Origin of the sequence: Pantoea sp. 1B4 (assembly GCF_016925765.1) — a bacterium.
Taxonomy (GTDB): domain Bacteria; phylum Pseudomonadota; class Gammaproteobacteria; order Enterobacterales; family Enterobacteriaceae; genus Pantoea; species Pantoea agglomerans.
Genome location: NZ_JAEUWZ010000001.1, coordinates 2556521 through 2575680 on the forward strand (window position 1 = coordinate 2556521; position 19160 = coordinate 2575680).

The following is a 19160-nucleotide window of genomic DNA, read 5'->3' on the forward strand; positions in this document are numbered from 1 at the left end:
ATCCCCTCTGTCCCCTCTATCCCTCTGATTCTGCCCTATACCTCAATCCAGCGGCGTTGCACCGCTGAGTGAGCAATCGCTTCCAGCACCTTCTGAACCTGCAATCCCTCTGCAAAATCGGGCCACATGCGATCGCCCGCTGCGATGCCGTTGATCAGGTCGCGAATCTCCACCGTTTTCTGATCGTTAAAGCCGATGCCGTGTCCGGCAGAAACACAGAAATTTGCGTAGTCAGGGTGTGCTGGTCCGGTCAGGATAGTTTTAAATCCCTGACGCCCGGCCGGTTCATCATGCAGATAGAGTTCCAGCTCCGCCATGCGCTCCTGGGTGTAGCGCAGTGTGCCTTTGGTGCCGGTGACAACGTAAGTCAGTCCCATCTTTGCGCCACAGGCGATGCGTGAGGTTTCAATCACGCCGTGCGCACCGTTATGGAAGCGAAGCAGCGCACTGGCCTGATCTTCGTTCTCGACCGGTAACTGCCGCGCAGGCTCTTTCGGGTCAGGCCGTGAGGCGATCACCGTCATCATGTCGCCGCTGACCTCAGCAATGTCACCAACCAGGTAGTGCGCCATATTAACGATATGCGCCGCCAGATCGCCAAGCGCACCGAGACCTGCCAGCGCTTTCTGACAGTGCCAGTCGAGCGGCGTTTCCGGTCTGGCGAGATAATCCTCGTTATGGGTGCCGTAGAAATGCACCACGTCGCCTATCTCACCATTGGCAATGATCTCTTTCGCCAGCTGGCTGGTAGGGTTTTTCATATAGTTGAAGCCCACTAGCGTTTTGACTCCGGCCGCATCGGCTGCCGCCACCATCTCCTGCGCATCCGCCACGCTTAATGACAGCGGCTTTTCTGAATAAACGTGTTTGCCATGGCGTATCGCCTCCAGCGCCATCTCTTTATGCAGGAAGTTGGGGGCGCAGATATCCACGACATCAATCGCCGGGTCGCTGACCAGCGCGCGCCAGTCACCCGTCGAGCGCGCGAAACCAAAGGTCGCCGCCTGACGGGCGGCCAGCTCGGGGTTCACTTCAGCCAGCATCTCCCGCACGATTTTGCCTTTTAATGCAAATACGGTGGGGGCCTGCGCATAAGCAATCGCGTGGCAGCGTCCGATATAGCCGCTGCCAATCATGCCGATTCTGACTTTGTTCATTTCAACTCCAGAGATTCAGTTCAGGGTTGAAATGGAATCTACGTTTCGTTTTTATTGCTGACAAAGCCAGAATCCACACTTTGTGACGCCCGTAAAAAAACTATCCGGTTAAATCACGCGCCTGGCCGCCTGACAAGGGCTAGACAGCGCCATAACACCTCATAAACACCTCAGTTTTACACGTGCCGTTTTGCCGGATGAGTCAGCCGCACAGGCCGCTCTTTCAGTGCTTAAAACGCCATAGTGGCGACTATTTCAGCAGTCGCGCTAATTTATGAAAAAGAGCTTTGACATGGCCCGGCGTGGCCGTTACTATGCGCCCCGTTCAAACGATTCCTCTGTAGTTCAGTCGGTAGAACGGCGGACTGTTAATCCGTATGTCACTGGTTCGAGTCCAGTCAGAGGAGCCAAATTAGAAAAGCCTGCTTAGGAAACTAAGCGGGCTTTTTTGCTTTTCATACTTCTGATAAAATTTTTGCGTCTTACTCAGTCTGTTTACTCTTCAAATTCCCGGTTCTTTTCGTTAGTGCCTGATACTTAGACATTCGGTGCCGCCCTCACTTAAAGGTTCATTTCTGACCCCTACATCTCATACTCTCTTTAACAAATGCATTAATAGTGACTTAAAGTGTCATAAATGACCTTTCATCCGCATATTTCACAGTCTGGCTGTAAGCTGAGAAGATGATACCGGTAAATAGTTCAAAAATGACCCTTTTAGTACTATAGTCGGAACATATCGTTTCAAAAACGTACTGAAATTGCAGAAAAGGTCAAAAATGAACCTTGATGAGATTAAATCTTCGCTGCTAAGCCTTTCTGAGTCAGATCGGCAAAAGGTATTGGCGGGGTTAGCTTTGAGTAGAGAAGTCACAACAGAAGCAATAAATGCGGACAAACCGGACACCCGATCGGAGCTGAGTGATCTGACGTTTCCGACACTGCCACAACTACTGGCCAATGAACTCAAACAACAAAACATCACCTATGAAGAGATGGCGATTCAGATTGGTGTATCACTCTCAACATTTAAACGACTGATTGCTAAACCATCTTCTGCAAAGGCAATAAATCTTCACGCCTTGCTTAAAGAACTGGGTATAAAAGTATGGCTCGAAAAATAGAAGTGTGGCTTTACAACACGCTGGCAGGAACGCTGAGTGAAGGGCAAAACGGTTATACTTTCTGCTACCTGCCCACTTATGCTGGTTGTGCGATATCTATCAGCATGCCGGTAAGACCTGAGCCCTATTTAAGTGAAGAGCTACATCCCTTCTTTAAAGGTTTAGCGCCGGAAGGCTGGTTGCGAAAACGCTATTCTGAAATTCAAAAAATTGATGATAAAGATCTGTTCGGCTTACTGATGGAAAATGGTAACGATTTGCTTGGGGCAGTCGTCTTCAAAGAGATAACATCATGAATTCAGAACGCTGCCTGATCACATTAAAACGGCTTAAAGAATCTGAGCTAAAAACCGGCTACTCAACAAAAGGCATCCGACATCTGCTGGGTAGTCTGAATGTGGCTCTTAGCCTGCCGTTTACGCGCAGTCAGTTTATTCAGGAACTCCCTGAACGTCAGAAAGGCATGAGCATTTCAGGCTATCAACCCAAACTGTCGCTTCGCCTGGCAAAGGGAGAACTGGTGGTCGTCAGCAATGATGGCACCTATATCCTGAAACCCTCTCCGGAAGAATACCCACACCTGGCAGAAAACGAGCATGCCACTATGTGCGTTATGCAGCGTCTGAAATTTGACGTACCCCCATTCGGGCTGATGCCATTCAGACACGATGAAAATCGGCCAGGGGAACTGGCGTTTGTCATTAAAAGGTATGACCGGACAGCGTCAGATAACGCGAGATTACATCAGGAACAGCTGGATGGCGCGATGGGTCTCGGCGATAAATATGGCAGGATTGATAATCATAAGGCCATCAGTTACGAGAAAGCCGCTAAATTCCTGAATACCAGAGTGAACAGCAGTTTAAAGAGTAAACGTGACCTCTTTTTGCGCATCGTGTATGCCTATGTGCTGGGAAACAATGATTTTCATCTGCGCAATATCGGGATTATCCTGCCTCCGCAGGGTTCACCCTGGCTGGCCCCGGTTTATGACTTTATCAGCGTTGTGCCCTACCCTGCAGCGTTTGGAGAGTATTTAGCTTTGCCCCTGCTGGAACGTGAAGAAAATGATGCAGGAAACGCACCGGGGATGAATTCAGAGTACGGAGAATATCTGGGTGCAGACTTTATCCTACTTGCCCAGGGTATGGATATTAATCCGACACTGGCACGAAAATGGCTTTCCGAGGTGGTGAGTCATCATCAGCTTATTATCGATACTTATAATGAAAGTCATATGCCTGAATCGCAGCGGGAAGCCGTACTTGACTACGTGGCCCGAAGGATCACGTTACTGGCAGTGACCGAAATTTAAATGATGCCATTAACCTGTTGTACCTGGGTTGTAAAAGGATAGTTAAGCGGTCGAATTACTCACCTGCTCTCATAAAAAAAACCCGCTAATATCAGCGGGTTTCAGATTTTACAACGTCAACAGCAATCAGAGTTCAAACCGATCCAGATTCATCACTTTGGTCCAGGCTGCAACAAAGTCTTTGACGAATTTTTCACGGGCGTCGCTGCTGGCGTAGACTTCCGCCGAGGCGCGTAACACCGCATTGGAGCCAAACACCAGATCGGCGCGCGTGGCGGTGAAACGGGTTTCGCCAGTGACGCGATCCCGTCCAATGAATTTCTCATTGGTCGAATCAGCGGCTTTCCACTCGGTGCGCATATCCAGCAGATTCACGAAGAAGTCTGTGTTCAGCGTCCCTGTGTGGTGCGTGAAGATGCCGTGCTGACTGCCATCAAAGTTAGCACCCAGCGCACGCATTCCGCCAACCAGCACCGTTAACTCCGGCACGGTCAGGGTCAGCTGCTGCGCTTTATCGATCAGCAGATTTTCGGTGGTGGTTTTGCCGAAGCCAGTACCGTAGTTACGGAAACCATCTGCACGCGGTTTCAGCAGATCGAACGACTCGATATCGGTCTGATCCTGACGCGCATCAACACGGCCCGGAGTAAATGGCACGTCAATTTCAACACCAGCTGCTTTCGCCGCCTGCTCAACGCCGACCACACCCGCCAGCACAATCACATCTGCCAGTGAAGCCTTGTGCGCTTCACGCTGCACCGCTTCCAGCGTCGGCAGCACGCGTGCTGCGACGGCATTGACGTCCCACTCACGCTGCGGCAGCAACGCCAGGCGGGCACCGTTGGCACCACCACGTTTGTCGCCGCCACGGAAGGTTGATGCCGAAGCCCAGGCAACCGAAACCAGCTCGCTGACGCTGAGGCCGGTTGCAGCGATTTTCTCTTTCAGCTGCGCGATATCCGCCACGGTTGGATGATAAACCGGTGCAGGCAGCGGATCCTGCCAGATCAGATCTTCCTGCGGGACTTCAGGTCCGATGTAGCGCGCTTTTGGCCCCATATCACGGTGAGTCAGTTTAAACCAGGCACGGGCAAAGGCTTCGTTGAACGCCTGCGGATCGTTGTGGAAACGACGCGAAATCTTTTCAAACTCCGGGTCAAATCGCAGCGTCAGATCGGTCACCAGCATGGTCGGCTTGTGTTTCTTCGCGGCGTCAAACGCATCCGGGATAATATCCGGCGCATCAGCTGCCACGAACTGGATGGCACCCGCCGGGCTGCGCGTCTGAACCCACTCATATTTGAACAGGTTCTCGAAGAAGTAGTTACTCCACTGGGTTGGCGTCTGAGACCAGATCACTTCCAGACCGGAGGTAATCGCATCTGCGCCAACGCCCGTGCCGTGGTTGTTGACCCAGCCCAGGCCCTGCGCCTCAATCGGTGCGGTTTCCGGATCAACTCCGACGTGGCTGGCCGGTGCGGCACCGTGGGTTTTACCCAGCGTATGTCCACCAGCAATCAATGCCACGATCTCTTCGTCGTTCATGCCCATGTTGCCGAAAGTGGCGCGAATAGCCGGGGCCGCAGAGGCAGGATCGCCGCTGTGTTCCGGCCCTTCCGGGTTCACGTAGATCAGACCCATTTCGGTAGCGCCCAGTGGTGACTGCGCCAGGGATTCCGGGTGACGGTGTTCCAGCCAGGCGGCTTCTTCACCCCAGTTCACATCCATATCCGGTTCCCAGACATCTTCACGTCCGGCACCAAAGCCAAAGGTACGGAATCCGGAGTTTTCCAGCGCGACGTTGCCCGCCAGAATGTAGAGGTCGGCCCAGGAGATCTTCTGACCATATTTCTGTTTAACCGGCCACAGTAAGCGGCGCGCTTTATCCAGACTGACGTTGTCTGGCCAGGAGTTTAAGGGGGCGAAGCGTTGCTGACCACGACCTGAACCACCGCGTCCGTCCACGGAGCGATAGGTTCCGGCGCTGTGCCAGGCCATACGAATAAACAGGCCGATGTAGCTGCCCCAGTCAGCGGGCCACCAGGCTTGTGACTCGGTGAGCAACCCTTTGATGTCAGCTTTCAGCGCTGAGTAATCTAATTTGGCAAATTCTTTACGGTAATCGAAGGATTCATCAAGCGGGTTCGAACGCGATGAGTGCTGGTTCAGCAGGTCAACCCGGAGTTGATTAGGCCACCAGTCGCGGTTGGTTGTTCCGCCGCCCGGCGCCTGATTAGCCTGAGGTGGCTTACCAGCATGAAAAGGACATTTGCCCTCAGGCGCCTCGCGATCGGCTTCGACAATAGGCTTTGCATCTTTTGCATCTTCATCAATGGAATTGCTCATGGTCACACCTCTTTTTTTGTATTTTCATCGCTACTCTATAGAGGATTTTCAGGAACGCACACCTGTCTCATCCTATCTGTTTGATAGCTTTTACCTTTTTATACACCTTCTTCAAAAGCTTAAAACAATGAATTGACGGTTGCTGCCAGGCTGCAGAGAGCAGCGAAGCGGCAACCGTCACCCTGAGACTATTCCGACAGCGCCGGTTTCACAACTGCCGTTTTGCTGCCCGGCAGGCGGATGCGGAACCAGATAGCGTACATTGCGGGCAGGAAAACCAGCGTGATCAGGGTGCCGCCCAGCGTGCCACCAATCAGGGTATAGGCCAGCGTTCCCCAGAACACCGAGTGGGTCAGTGGAATAAACGCCAGAATCGCCGCCATTGCCGTCAGCAGCACCGGACGGGCACGCTGCACTGTCGCTTCGACCACGGCATCAAAGGGTGCCAGACCCTCCTGTTCATTGTGGTGAATCTGCCCTATCAGAATCAGCGTGTTACGCATCAGGATGCCCGACAGGGCAATCAGCCCGACCAGTGCATTAATACCAAACGGCTGACTGAACAGCAGCAGCGTCGGCACGACGCCAATCAGCCCGAGAGGCGCAGTCAGAAAGACCATGATCATCGCCGACAGAGAACGCACCTGCAGAATGATGATCAGCAGAGTGATCGCAATCATGATCGGGAACAGCGGGGCCATCGCCTGGGTCGCTTTACCGGACTCCTCTATTGAACCGGCCAGTTCAATGCGGTAGCCCGCGGGCAGCGTCGCGATGATCGGTTGCAAGGCTTTGTTCAGCGCCGTCGAGACGTCAGGCGGCTCCAGGGAATCGGCGATATCACCCCGAACGGTGATGGTCGGCGTGCGGTCGCGCCGCCGCAGCACGGGATCTTCCATTTTCACCTGCACATCACCAATCTGCGATAAGGGAATACGCTGACCCGCGGCGCCCACCAGCGTGAAGTCGGCGATTTTAGCCGGATCGAGGCGGGTTTGTCCGGCCGCACGCCCCACCACCTGGACCGCGCGGATATCTTCCCGCACGGTAGTGACAGGCACGCCCGACAGCAGAAACTGTAATTGCCGGGCGACGTCACTGGATGTCAGCCCCACTGCCTGCAGCCGGTTCTGATCCAGTGAGAAATGCAGCGTCGGCACGGGGGCGCCCCAGTCGGTGTTCACCGTCCTCATCATCGGGCTGGCCCGCAGGACCGCTTCCACCCGATCGGCAATCGCGCGCAGGCGGGCCGGATCGGGCCCCATCACCCGCCACGCCACCGGATAAGGGGAGTATGGGCCAAACACCAGCTGCGTCACACGAACCTGCGCTTCAGGCACCAGACCGCTGGCAATGGCGGCGCGCAGCTGCGTTTTCAGTGCCTCACGCGCGTCCTGACTGTCGGTCAGTACCACCAGCTTGGCAAAGGCCGGATCGGGCAGTTCCGGTGCCATCGCCAGATAAAAACGCGGTGGCCCCTGACCAATATAGGTGGTGACGATTTTTGCCTGCTGCTGCTGTTTAAGCCAGGTCTCAACCTTTTCAGCCGCTGCGCGGGTCTGTTCTATGGCGCTGCCGTAGGGGAGCTGAACTTCAACCAGCACTTCAGGCCGGTCTGAGGTCGGGAAAAACTGTTTTTTCACCAGCGCCATACCGAGCACAGCGGCGATAAACAGGGCAATCACCACGCCTGCCACCCAGCCTTTACGGGCAATCACGCGGGTCAGCAGGCGGCGAAAGCGGTTGTAGTGGCGGGTGTTGTAGATCGCTGCGTGGCCGCCTTCTACCGTTTTGATGGCTGGCAGCAGCTTTACGCCAAGATAAGGGGTGAACACCACCGCGACGATCCAGGAGGCGATCAACGCGATGCCGACTATCCAGAACATATTGCTGGTGTACTCGCCCGCCGTGGACTGCGCAAACCCATTGGGCATAAACCCGACGGCCGTAACCAGGGTGCCTGCCAGCATTGGTGCCGCCGTATGACTCCAGGCATAGGCAGAGGCCTTGATGCGGTCGTAGCCCTCCTCCATTTTCACTACCATCATCTCAATGGCGATAATGGCGTCGTCCACCAGCAGGCCCAGCGCCAGAATCAGCGAACCGAGCGTGATGCGGTCAAAGTTTTTGCCGGAAGCCTCCATCACCACAAACACCACCGCCAGGGTGAGCGGCACCGCAGCCGCGACCACTACCCCGACACGCCAGCCCATGCTGACAAAGCAGACCACCATCACCACCAGCAACGCCACGACGAACTTAACCATAAATTCATCAACCGCCGAGCGGATATTGACGGACTGATCGGTGACCTGAGTCAGTGAGAGCCCCAGCGGCATCGCCTGGTTAATGCGGGCGGTTTCAGCCGCCAGTGCCTTGCCGAGTTCCAGACCGTTCCAGCCTTCACGCATTACGATACCCAGCAGCAGCGCCGGTTCGCCCTGATTGCGCACCATAAAGGTGGCGGGATCTTCGTAACCCCGGGTCACCGTAGCCACGTCCGCCAGCTTCAGGCTTCTCCCCTGCGCCACAATCGGCGTCTCACGGATTTTATCCAGTTTATCGAACGCGCCATCCAGCCGTATAAAGACCTGCGGCCCCTGCGTATCAATCGATCCCGCTGGCGTCAGGACATTCTGATCGTTCAGCGCAGCAAAAATTGCCTGCGGGGTGATGCCGAGTGTCGCCAGTCTATCGTGTGAAAATGACACATAGATGCGTTCACTCTGCTCACCGATGATATTGACCTTTTTCACGCCAGGCAGATGCAGCAGTCGCTGACGCAGTGATTCCGCTTCACGAACCAGCAGGCGCTGCGGCTCCCCTTTTGCCTTCAGCGCCAGCAGTGCAAAGGTCACGTCGGAGAACTCGTCGTTGATCATCGGCCCGATGACCCCGGCAGGCAGATTTCTGCTCTCATCACCCAGCTTCTTACGCGCCTGGTAAAACTCCTCCTGAACCTGGGAAGGCGGCGTTTTGTCCTGCAGGGATAACATAGTGAAAGCCAGACCGGGGCGCGTGTACGTCTCGCTACGGTCATACCACCTCAGCTCCTGCAGACGCTTTTCCAGCGGCTCGGCCACCTGATCCTGCATCTCCTGAGCCGTCGCACCTGGCCAGGCGGAGATAATCGTCATCTGTTTTACGGTGAACGGTGGATCTTCTGCCCGTCCCAGTTCGAAAAAGGACAAGACGCCCGCCACGGTAATCAGGATGATCAGAAACAGCGTAATGGCGCGCTCGCGCACGGCCAGCGCTGACAGATTAAAGCGTCCCTGGCTCATGGCTGGCTCCCGGCAACGGCAGCGTCATCGGGGCGCACGCGCTCCCCCCTGCTGCAACAGATGCGCGCCCAGCGCCACTATCTGATCGCCAGCATTAAGCTGACCCGTGACGGTGGCCGCCTCATCACTTATCGACACCACCGTCACCGGCCGCCAGGCAACGGTAGCGGGCTGGCCGGTAATATCCCAGACGCCTGGCCCTTTACCGGCATCGTAGATCGCCGCCAGCGGAACCTGCAGCAGCGGTTGCGACGGTTTATTCGGCAGCGTGATTGTGACGGTGGCTCCCAGCGGTGCGCTGGCCAGTGCGCCCTCCAGCACATATCTCGCCTCAAAGGTGCGCGTCATCGGATCGGCCACATCAGCCAGTTGGCGCAGCCGGGCAGAAACCGGCGCACTGCCCGCACCATACAGCGTTGCCTTTGCCTCACTTCCCACTGCCGGGCGCAGGGTCTCCGGCAACTGAACACTTGCCTCGCGCTGTCCGGCTCTGGCCAGTCTGATGACAGCCTCACCGGCACTCACAACCTGACCCGGCTCCGCCAGCGTTGCCATCACCACGCCATCGTCATCAGCCAGGAGCAGCGCATATCCGCTGGCGTTACCTGCCACGCTGGCCTGCGCCTGGGCGGCTTTCAGCTCAGCCTGAGCGGTGGCCGCAGCGGCCCGAATCTGGTCGTATGCCGACGCAGAAACTGCCCCGGTTGCCACCAGAGTGCGGTAACGCGCCTGATCGGCGCTGGCCTGTCTGACGCGTGCCTGCGCGGCGGCAACGGCCTGCTGCTGAGCCTGGGCCTGCAGCCGGAGATCTGCCGGGTCGAGCCGCATCAGCGGCTGACCGCGCTTCACCCGCTGGCCGCTATCCACCAGCCGTTCGAGGATTTTTCCTGAGACCCGAAAGCCGAGGTCGCTCTGAACCCGGGCAACCACGACGCCACTAAACGCACGGCTGCCATCGGTGGCGCTGATGACCTTTGTGACCCTGACCAGCGGCGGCTGCGTGCGCGGATCGTCTTTGGGTGAATTATCCCGGCAACCCGCCAGCGCCAGTGGCAGCAGACAAACAACCAGAATGGCAGGATTGAACCTGAGCATAGATTACCTTCAACAGTGAGCAGGAGAGTGCCGCCATTCTCTTATCATGTGACCAATACTGTCAATAGTCACAAATTGCGTAAAGGCATTGTCCATTCATACAGGTTATGAAAACACGTTAAACCAGGGAAATGCGTTGATGAAGGGTTCAGACCCACCCTGAGCAGAGGAAACATCCTATTCAGCAATAAGTGACGAAATAAACCATAAGTCACAAAATCTGCATATTCCGGACATTGGGAACAGAGTAACGAAAAGGCTCTGCCAGGGCCTGGAATGGCTCTGCCAGGGCCTGGAATGGCTCGTCAGAGAGAAGTTCAGAGAGGATAAAGCAGAAAAAGCGGGGAGTGATGACGCGCGTTTACAGCAGAATCACCGCAGGCGCTTTGTCATCTGCGCCTGCGGTGGATCTCACAGCGCCCTGCTCTTCAGGGCGCTCTGTCACTTAACGCCAGCCGAGTTCCGGGGCGACATACTTCAGGATCGCCTCAATCACATGGGCGTTATAGGCGACACCAAGCTGGTTAGGCACGGTAAGCAGCAGGGTGTCGGCTTCGGCAATCGCCTCATCCTGCGCAAGCTGCTTAATTAACGCCTCTGGCTCTGCGGCATAGCTGCGGCCAAAGATAGCGCGGGTTTTCTCATCGAGAAAGCCGACGGAATCCTGGTCGTTACCGCTGCGGCCAAAGTACGCGCGGTCCATATCATTCACCAGCGCAAAGATGCTGCGACTGACGGAGACGCGTGGCGCATGCTGATGCCCCGCCGCTTTCCAGGCCTCACGGTAGGCGCGGATCTGTTTAGCCTGCTGAATGTGGAACGGCTCGCCGGTCTCATCATCTTTCAGGGTTGAACTTTGCAGGTTCATGCCCATTTTTGCCGCCCATTCTGCGGTGGCGTTGGAGCCGGATCCCCACCAGATGCGGTCGCGCAGGCCTTCAGAGAGCGGCTCAGGACGCAGCAGGCCTGGCGGATTGGGGAACATGGGCTGTGGATTTGGCTTAGCAAAACCTTCGCCGCGCAGCACCTCCAGAAACTCTTCGGTGTGACGACGGCCCATATCCGCATCACTTTCTCCCGCTTTCGGTTCAAAGCCGAAGTAACGCCAGCCATCGATTACCTGCTCAGGTGAACCGCGGCTCAGACCCAGTTGCAGACGACCATTGGAGATCAGGTCTGCCGCGCTGGCGTCTTCCACCATGTAGAGCGGGTTTTCGTAGCGCATGTCGATGACACCGGTGCCGATCTCAATCGTTTTAGTGCGCGCTGCAACGGCAGCCAGCAGCGGAAATGGCGAGCTGAGCTGACGGGCAAAATGGTGGACGCGGAAGTAAGCGCCATCTGCGCCCAGCTCTTCGGCGGCGACCGCTAAGTCGATCGATTGCAGTAACACATCCTGCGCGGTACGGGTGGCGGACTGCGACGAGGGCGTCCAGTGACCAAAGGATAAGAAGCCAATATTTTTCATCTGTATTTCTCCTGACAGGCGGTAAACGCCCGTGGATGCAATGCGATTTCTGATAGAGAAAGGTTACGCCCCCGGAGCCGCCACTGATAGTCAATATCTTTCAGCGCCATATTCAGGAATTTCGACATAGCTAAGCAGATTATCCACTTTGCCTTTGCCCGCCCTTTCTTTCACTGTTCAGATTCCCGCTTCCGCTGTCAGGTGAATCATGCACACCGGTTATCTCTCTCTACAGCAGCGCGCCTGGCTTAAAGCGCGCGCACGCAGCTGGCTCTGGCGCAGCGAACTGCCGACCTGGCTGCTAATCGGTGTGATCTATGGCGGCTGGTTTGCGGTGATGCTGAACGCGCAGACGCTGGGACGGCTGCCCGCCACCCTGCTGCTGATCGTCTTCACTGGCTGGTATATGTCGCTGCAGCATGAGCTGATTCACGGGCATCCCACACGCTGGCCGCGGGTGAATCAGCTATTTGGCACCCTGCCGCTGGCGGTCTGGTATCCCTACGGACTCTATCGCGATTCTCATCTGGCCCATCATCGCAATCACACCCTGACCGAGCCGGATGAAGATCCGGAAACCTACTACCTCTCCGCTGCTCGCTGGGCGAAGTTACCGCGCTGGCAGCAGCAGCTGATTCATCTGCGTAACACTTTTTTGGGACGGTTGCTGCTCGGCCCGCTGCTGGATGTAGCGGCGACCTTCGGCGGGATGTGGCAGGCACTGCGCCGCGGCGATCGGCCCGCGATAGCGATGTGGCTGCTGCACGGGACGCTGCTGGCACTGCTGTTTTTCTGGATGGCGCGGCAGGGATTTTCACCGCTGTGGTATCTGCTGGCGGTGAGTTATCCGGCGCTGGCGCTGACCAAAGTGCGATCTTTCTATGAGCATCGTGCGGCGGACGATCCGCTGGCACGGTCGGTGAATAATGAAGCGGCGTGGCCGTGGCGCATGCTATTCCTGAATCTGAACTACCATTCAGTACATCACGACCTCCCCGGCGTCCCCTGGTATGGCCTGCGTCGTCTCTATCTGCGCGATCGCGAGCATTACTACCAGCGCAATCATGGCTTTCGCGTGGCGGGCTATCGGGTCTGGCTGCGTCAGTTCTGGGTCAGACCGGTCGGGGTCAATGTCCATCCGGGACGATCAGCGGAGAAAACGCATGAATAACCTGCTCGCCTTGCCGATGTATGCGATTCACCCGCCCGCCACACGAGCACTGATGCAGGCAGTGGTTACCCTGCTGACGCAGCACGGCATCGCTACGCAGCTGGTCTGGCCTGAGGATCTGCTGACACACTGGCAGGATAATCGATTGCTGCTGAGCCAGACCTGCGGCTATCCGCTGGTCAGCCAGCTTCCTGCGGTTCAGCTGGTCGGCACCTTTCACTATCAGGCCCCAGGCTGCACCGGCCGTGACTATCGCAGCTGGCTGGTGGCGCGGGACAAACAGGCGACGCTGGCCGATTTTAACGACCAGCGGGCCGTAGCTAACAGCCTGGACTCTCACTCCGGCTATAACGCGCTGCGGTTTGTGGCAGCGCTTCAGGGCGTGAGATTTTCGCAGCTACTGCTGAGCGGTGGGCATCGTCAGTCGCTGGCAGCACTGCGTGATTCACAGGCGGATATCGCGGCTATCGACTGCGTCAGCTGGGCGCTGCTGGCGCGCTATGAGCCGGATGCGCTGCGCGGCCTGCATATCATCGGTGAAACGCCAGCCGCGCCCGGATTGCCGTTGATTACGGCAGCCCCGACGTCAGTGGACCGGCTGGAGAGACTCCGCTCGGCGCTGCATCAGCTGGTGAACGATCCCGCCTGGCGCACCGTCTGCGACGACAATTTGATCGGCGGATTCAGCCCGGTGCAGCGAGACGATTATCAGGGCGTGCTGGCGTGGGAACAGCAGGCTGCCGCGCTGGGCGTCACCCGGCTGTAACACACCCCTCTGTTTCGCCCTGCTGACCGGGCAGGGAAAATCTGATTTCTCTGCATCGTCCCCTCCCTGCCCGCGCTTTCCCGGCCTCTCATTTCATGCTCCCCGATGCGCTCTGACCCAGGCTAAGACTGGTAAGCCCGGTCACGGCGTTCTAAGGTAGAGGTTTTCAGCAGAGGGAGAGTGGGATGCGCATTCTGATGGCAGGCGCCGGCGCGACCGGTGGATATTTTGGTGCACGGCTGGCTCAGGCGGGCCAGGACGTGACTTTTCTGGTCCGTGAACGGCGTTATCAGCAGCTTCAGGCCAGCGGTCTGGTGTTGCAGACGCCACAGGGCACTGAAACGCTAAAACCGCAGCTGGCTCAGGCGAGCAGCCTGACGGGCCACTATGATCTGATTATCGTGACGGTGAAGAGCTTTGCCCTTGATCAGGTGATGGAGGATATTGCACCTGCAGTGGGTCCGGAAACGCTGATCATGCCGATTCTGAACGGATTGCGGCACATCGCGACGCTGCAACAGCGTTTCGGCGAAGATAAGGTGATTGGCGGCCTGTGCAAAATCAACGCGACGCTGGGTGACAATGGCGAAGTAATCCAGATGACGCCGCTGCATCAGCTCTATTATGGCGCGCTGGATGGTAACAACGATGCGCGACTACAGCGGGTTGATGCGGCGCTGCGTGACTGTCAGGTCGATACCCAATTCAGCGATAACATCATGGATGAGCTGTGGGAGAAGTGGCTGCTGCTGAGCACGCTCGGCGCGGTTTGCTGCCTGGCGCGCGGAAATACCCAACAGATACTCACCTCGCGCGGCGGCGAAGCGCTGTTACAGGGTGTTTTCTCGGAGATTCTGTCAGTCATTACTGCCGAAGGCTATCAGACGCGTCCGGCGGCCACTGCCCGCATTCTTGAGCTGTTAAGCGATCCGGCCACCCCGATGACCTCCTCAATGTACCGCGATTTAACCCAGGGCTTTGATATCGAAGCCGATCAGGTGATAGGTGACCTGCTGCTGCGGGCGAAACGCCATAGTCTCGCCACGCCACTGCTTAACGCGGTGGATGTGAACCTTCAGGTCTATCTGCAGCAGCGTTAATGGCCCTGCCAGATACCGTGACCGGGTGCTGCAACGGACCCGGTTTTTGTGGTCGTGAAAGTGTGGTGTGCAGCAGCAGTGCAGCAGGAAAATTTGCTACACTCGTCGCTTCATCTTTTGGAGAGTTCAATGACTTCCCGCTCCGTGACCCTCGATGATGTCGCTCAACTGGCCGGCGTCTCATATCAAACCGTTTCACGTGTTTTAAATCGTTCTGAACAGGTGTCAGCCCGCACGCGGGAAAGGGTTGAGGCGGCGATGCTGCAGCTCAATTATGTGCCCAATCGTGTGGCGCAGCAGCTGGCCGGTAAGGCGACGCGAACGCTGGGTCTGGCCACCAGCGACCTGGCCCTGATGGCTCCTGCGCAGATCGCCTCAGCGATCCAGCAGCGCGCCGCCGGGGCGGGTTATCATCTGGTGATCGCCATGGACAGTGGTAACGATGCGGCAGCAACGGTGAATGAACTGCTGGCACAGCGGGTCGATGGACTGCTGATCAACCTGCCGCTGGAGGCAGATGAGGCGCAACAGATCCAGTTGCTCTGCGGCAGCAAACCGGTGCTGTTTCTGGATGTCGAACCCCAGGCGGCGGTAGCGCAGTGTCAGTACCCGAATGAGTCTGGCGCCCGTGCCGCCGTTGAACATCTGGTGGCGCTGGGTCATCGTCATATTGGTTTGTTAAACGGGCCGCAGCGCTCGGTCTCGGCCCGTCAGCGTGAAAATGCATGGCGTCAGGCGCTGGCCGATCATCAGCTGACACCGCACTGTTCTTTACGCGGGGACTGGAGCGCGCAGTCGGGTTACCAGGCGCTGCTGGCGCAGCTTCCCGACGATCTGCCGCAGGCGCTGCTGGTGGCGAACGATCAGATGGCGTTGGGTGCGATGCGGGCGCTGCATCAGTATGGCGTAGCCATTCCTGGCGAGATATCGGTGATTGGATATGATGACACCGCCGAGAGTGCGTGGTATCAGCCGCCGCTGACCACGGTGCGGCAGGATTTGCAATTTCTCGGCGCGCAGAGCGTCGAGCGGATGCTGGCCCGGCTTCAGGGAGCAGAGGCGTCAGACAACGCGCTGGAAACCACGCTGGTGATCCGGGAGACCACCGCCCCGCCTGCTGATGAGCGGGTCAATTTAGTGGCGCTGTCACAGCAGTTACAGGTGATCGCCCGCAGGCTGGCGGGAAAATAACCCTGCGCTGACGCAGGCAATAAAAAAACCCGCCCCACCGGAGTGGATGCGGGTTTGCATAGGACGTCTGGCGCTTGCGCGCTGCTGTCTGCCCTTACGCTTTCGGGTGTTCGCCCACGCCCATCGCTTTGATCTTTTTCGACAGCTCGCGACGCTCTTTAGACAGGTCGGCGTTTTTGATGATGTACTCATCCACGCGATCTTCATAATCCACACGCATGCTGGCGATGATTTCCTGAATAGCCTCAACGCTCATGCCGGGTTTGATATATTCGCTCAGGTTGTCGAGCAGCAGTACACGCTTCTGGTTGTCGCGAATTTTTTTCTCGTTGTCGACAATTTCACGCTGCAGTTTGTTTTTGCGGCGGAACATACGCACGAACTCCAGTACGTCCTGAAATGATTGCTTGGCATTTTCCATGATGGCACCTTTCTTTGAGCCTGCTGACGCAGGGAGAGAGTCAAAACGATCAGCTTAGCGGCTAGCCCGCCAGGTAAGCAATTTTCACAGCTAAATTCAGACTGGCTCTTATCTTAGCGCAAAGAAACCCTGTTTCACATTAAGTCATTGTCTGAGGTGATTATTTGCGCAGCGCCATCCGCATCAGGTCGGTCATCCGTTCCAGCTGTTTTGCCAGTTCCAGTGTCAGCCAGACGTAGCCGTAGATCGGCGTCTCCTCCAGACCTTCGCTGCCCGCTTCCGCGATCAGTCGCCGCAGTTCGCCACTGATTTCGGTCAGCTCGTGACTGTTAGCCACCACCTCTTCCGTTTCCCCTTCAATCGCCATGACCGACAGCGCCCGCAGCGTGTTCTCAGTCATCTGCTGGGTGCGGCGCAATGCAGGCGCGTTAAGCATAATCAGATGGCTCTCGCGCGATGCCCACCAGGCATTAATCTGCATCTCAATGGTGTAAACCATATTACGGTTGATGGTCTGGATCGCTTCAAGCACCGATTTTGGAATGCGCGTCTCTTTGCTTGACGGCTCCAGCAGCGCCCGCATTTTGATCACGCTGCTCAGCAATTTGCCCAGCGGCTTGTTAAGACGCGGCTTTTCAACCAGATTTGGCGAGAAGCCGGCGTGATAGATTTTTGCCATTTCCGCCAGCGCGTCGGAGAGCTGAATGCGCCAGTGTGTATAGGCACGCTGCGCCCAGATAGCGGTAAACAGCAACGCCATCAGCGAGCCCAAGATCACATCACCGCCGCGCCACAGTGCCATCGTGAAATCGCCGGTTGGCGCGCCCACGACCACGCTCAGCGTAATCCCGATCAACAGCGCCATGTAGGGATGTTTGCCCAGCGTCAGGTAGCCGCTGATCATCATGATGATGCCGCACCAGGCCAGCATTATCGGCATCGAGATCAGCTCCAGCTTCAGGGCAATCAGACCGGATATTGACCCGGCGACCGTGCCGCTGATGCGCTGCAGTGCACGTGGAAAGACATTTCCCCAGGTGGAGATGGGCCCCATCACCACCACCAGCGTAATCAGCGGCCAGGTGCCTTCAGGGATATCGGTCGCCCGCACAAAGATAAAGCAGAGCAAAAAAGGCGATGGCAATACGCACACCGTGGACGGAGCGATAATGGCGATAAAACCAGAACTCCAGTTTTGATATGGGCTTATCGGGACGCAAAATGACTTTCCGGTTGCGGGAACATGGTGTGGCTATCTTAACGCTGAACGCGGCTCAGGCTTAGCGCGGGCCGGATATTTAAAACAGTTTTGACGTTCGCTTACAATTATCAACATCCGCCTCACATACTTTCCCGGAAGTTAAAAACAACTTAATGCGATTTTTTAACCTTTATCGGCTCTCAGTAACACGCTCAGAGCAGCCAGCGTGCAAGTAAAAACGGGCAGCCCGCAGGCTACCCGTTTTAGTGCTGACAATCGGCTAATCAGAACTTCTGCCTGAGATAATCCGTCAGGCGGGTAATAACCCCTGCGGGTTCAACCGCACTCAGCGCCACCAGCGGATAGTGGGCAATCTGCTGATCTTTATCCATCACCTGAATTTCACCGATGACTTCGTTGGCTTTCAGCGGGGCTTCCAGATCTTTGCGATCGATGACGTACTTCGCCTTCACGTTCTGCACTTCACTGCGCGGCAGTGACAGATAAACATCTTCTGCGGTACCCACATCCACCTGGTGAGGATTGCCATACCAGACGTTTTCGCTGCCAATCTTCTTACCGGCATGGAACAGCTGAACGGTATCAAAGGTGTTCTGGCCCCAGACCAGCAGTTTCCGCGCCTGTTCTTCGCGGCCTTTCGGGCTTTTACCGCCCATGACGACGGCGATCAGGCGATGCTTGCCCACCACATTCGAGGCGATGATGTTAAAGCCCGCGGTCTCAGTGTGACCGGTTTTCAGCCCATCAACGTGGAGATTATTATCCCACAGCAGGCCATTACGGTTGTTCTGGGTAATGCCATTCCAGGTCAGGGTCTTCTCACTGTACATGGCATAAAAATCAGGCTCACCATCAATAATGGCGCGTGACAGTTTCGCCATATCCAGCGCGCTGGAGAACTGACCCGGCGCATCCAGACCATGAACCGTTTCAAAATGGGTATTCTGCAGGCCGAGCTTTCTCAACGTAGTGATTCATCATGCCGACGAAGTTCGCTTCGCTGCCCGCCACATAATCAGCCAGGGCAACGCAGGCGTCGTTACCGGAGTCGATGATAACGCCACGGCTTAAATCCCGGACGCTCAGCTTATCGCCTGGCTTCAGGAACATCAGCGAGGAGCCTTTGAACACCGGATTACCCGCCGCCCAGGCATCTTTTCCGACCGTAACCATGTCGTCACGGCTGATTTTCTTCTGGTCAATGGCGCGATCAACCACGTAACCGGTCATCAGTTTGGTCAGGCTGGCGGGATTACGGCGTTCATCGGGATTGCCAGCGGTCAGAACCTGTCCTGTGGTGGCATCCATCAGCACCCAGGAAGCCGCATCAATCGCTGGTGGCGTCACAGGAAAGGGAATCGCATCAGCCTGTGCCAGCGAGGCCCAAAAAACAGTAGCGGTAACGGTGAACAGCAGACGCCTTTTCAACACTTCATCCTTAATTGCACGGGAGAGAAAATTTCTAAAACGAAACGGAAACAGCCGCACGTTTTACGGCAA

At 56.6% G+C, this 19160-nt stretch carries 12 protein-coding genes, 1 tRNA gene and 3 pseudogenes; 8 read left to right on the forward strand and 8 right to left on the reverse strand.

The annotated features are described in order from the left end of the window. Positions 1 to 35: 35 nt before the first annotated feature. Positions 36 to 1157: a Gfo/Idh/MocA family oxidoreductase gene (locus tag JNO11_RS12490; protein WP_033758329.1), complete on the reverse strand. Its 1122-nt coding sequence runs from the start codon at positions 1155 to 1157 to the stop codon at positions 36 to 38. Positions 1158 to 1491: 334 nt separating this feature from the next. Here JNO11_RS12490 and JNO11_RS12495 point away from each other — a divergent pair. From JNO11_RS12495 to JNO11_RS12510, 4 genes are all read left to right on the forward strand, one after another. Then, positions 1492 to 1567 (forward strand) — tRNA-Asn (locus tag JNO11_RS12495). A 369-nt stretch (positions 1568 to 1936) separates the two neighbouring features. Then, entirely contained in the window at positions 1937 to 2281 is a 345-nt protein-coding gene (locus tag JNO11_RS12500) for a helix-turn-helix transcriptional regulator (RefSeq protein WP_010247978.1), read from the forward strand. Next, the gene (locus JNO11_RS12505) at positions 2266 to 2577 is read left to right on the forward strand and encodes a HipA N-terminal domain-containing protein (protein WP_325177374.1); all 312 of its coding nucleotides are present in this window, start codon (positions 2266 to 2268) and stop codon (positions 2575 to 2577) included. Before JNO11_RS12500 ends, JNO11_RS12505 begins: the two co-directional genes overlap by 16 nt. Continuing rightward, entirely contained in the window at positions 2574 to 3596 is a 1023-nt protein-coding gene (locus tag JNO11_RS12510; protein ID WP_325177375.1) for a HipA domain-containing protein, read from the forward strand. The genes JNO11_RS12505 and JNO11_RS12510 overlap by 4 nt, the downstream gene beginning before the upstream one ends. Positions 3597 to 3722: 126 nt before the next feature. On the opposite strand, the gene katG is transcribed toward JNO11_RS12510, so the two are convergent. The 4 genes and pseudogenes from katG to JNO11_RS12530 form a co-directional block, all read right to left on the reverse strand. Next, positions 3723 to 5942 (reverse strand): catalase/peroxidase HPI, encoded by a 2220-nt coding sequence (gene katG / locus JNO11_RS12515; RefSeq protein WP_241866648.1) that lies wholly within the window; start codon positions 5940 to 5942, stop codon positions 3723 to 3725. A gap of 188 nt (positions 5943 to 6130) precedes the next feature. Continuing rightward, positions 6131 to 9226, reverse strand: coding sequence for an efflux RND transporter permease subunit (locus tag JNO11_RS12520; RefSeq protein ID WP_325177376.1), 3096 nt, complete (start codon positions 9224 to 9226; stop codon positions 6131 to 6133). Beyond that, positions 9223 to 10321: pseudogene (locus tag JNO11_RS12525) on the reverse strand (efflux RND transporter periplasmic adaptor subunit). Before JNO11_RS12525 ends, JNO11_RS12520 begins: the two are co-directional and overlap by 4 nt. Positions 10322 to 10766: 445 nt before the next feature. Further along, positions 10767 to 11789: an LLM class flavin-dependent oxidoreductase gene (locus JNO11_RS12530; RefSeq protein ID WP_010247994.1), complete on the reverse strand. Its 1023-nt coding sequence runs from the start codon at positions 11787 to 11789 to the stop codon at positions 10767 to 10769. A gap of 208 nt (positions 11790 to 11997) precedes the next feature. Here JNO11_RS12530 and JNO11_RS12535 point away from each other — a divergent pair, with 208 nt between their 5' ends. The 4 genes from JNO11_RS12535 (at position 11998) to JNO11_RS12550 (ending at position 16017) form a co-directional block, all read left to right on the forward strand. After that, complete coding sequence (locus JNO11_RS12535) at positions 11998 to 12960, forward strand: fatty acid desaturase (protein ID WP_062757979.1); 963 nt, start codon at positions 11998 to 12000, stop codon at positions 12958 to 12960. Next, positions 12953 to 13726 carry a PhnD/SsuA/transferrin family substrate-binding protein gene (locus JNO11_RS12540; protein WP_325177377.1) on the forward strand — a complete coding sequence of 258 codons (774 nt, stop codon included), beginning with the start codon at positions 12953 to 12955 and terminating at the stop codon, positions 13724 to 13726. Before JNO11_RS12535 ends, JNO11_RS12540 begins: the two co-directional genes overlap by 8 nt. Positions 13727 to 13911: 185 nt before the next feature. Continuing rightward, on the forward strand, positions 13912 to 14826 hold the full coding sequence (locus JNO11_RS12545; RefSeq protein ID WP_061703791.1) for a ketopantoate reductase family protein: 915 nt from the start codon (positions 13912 to 13914) through the stop codon (positions 14824 to 14826). Positions 14827 to 14955: 129 nt separating this feature from the next. After that, positions 14956 to 16017 carry a LacI family DNA-binding transcriptional regulator gene (locus tag JNO11_RS12550; protein ID WP_325177378.1) on the forward strand — a complete coding sequence of 354 codons (1062 nt, stop codon included), beginning with the start codon at positions 14956 to 14958 and terminating at the stop codon, positions 16015 to 16017. A gap of 94 nt (positions 16018 to 16111) precedes the next feature. Here JNO11_RS12550 and tmaR read toward each other — a convergent pair whose 3' ends face one another. The 3 genes and pseudogenes from tmaR to dacD all read right to left on the reverse strand — a co-directional run bounded on the left by tmaR (position 16112) and on the right by dacD (position 19088). Then, positions 16112 to 16438: a PTS system regulator TmaR gene (gene tmaR / locus JNO11_RS12555; RefSeq protein WP_004571340.1), complete on the reverse strand. Its 327-nt coding sequence runs from the start codon at positions 16436 to 16438 to the stop codon at positions 16112 to 16114. A 160-nt stretch (positions 16439 to 16598) separates the two neighbouring features. After that, positions 16599 to 17658 (reverse strand): annotated as a pseudogene (locus tag JNO11_RS12560) (FUSC family protein). Positions 17659 to 17923: 265 nt separating this feature from the next. Next, positions 17924 to 19088: pseudogene (dacD, locus tag JNO11_RS12565) on the reverse strand (serine-type D-Ala-D-Ala carboxypeptidase DacD). Between the last annotated feature and the right edge of the window lie 72 nt (positions 19089 to 19160).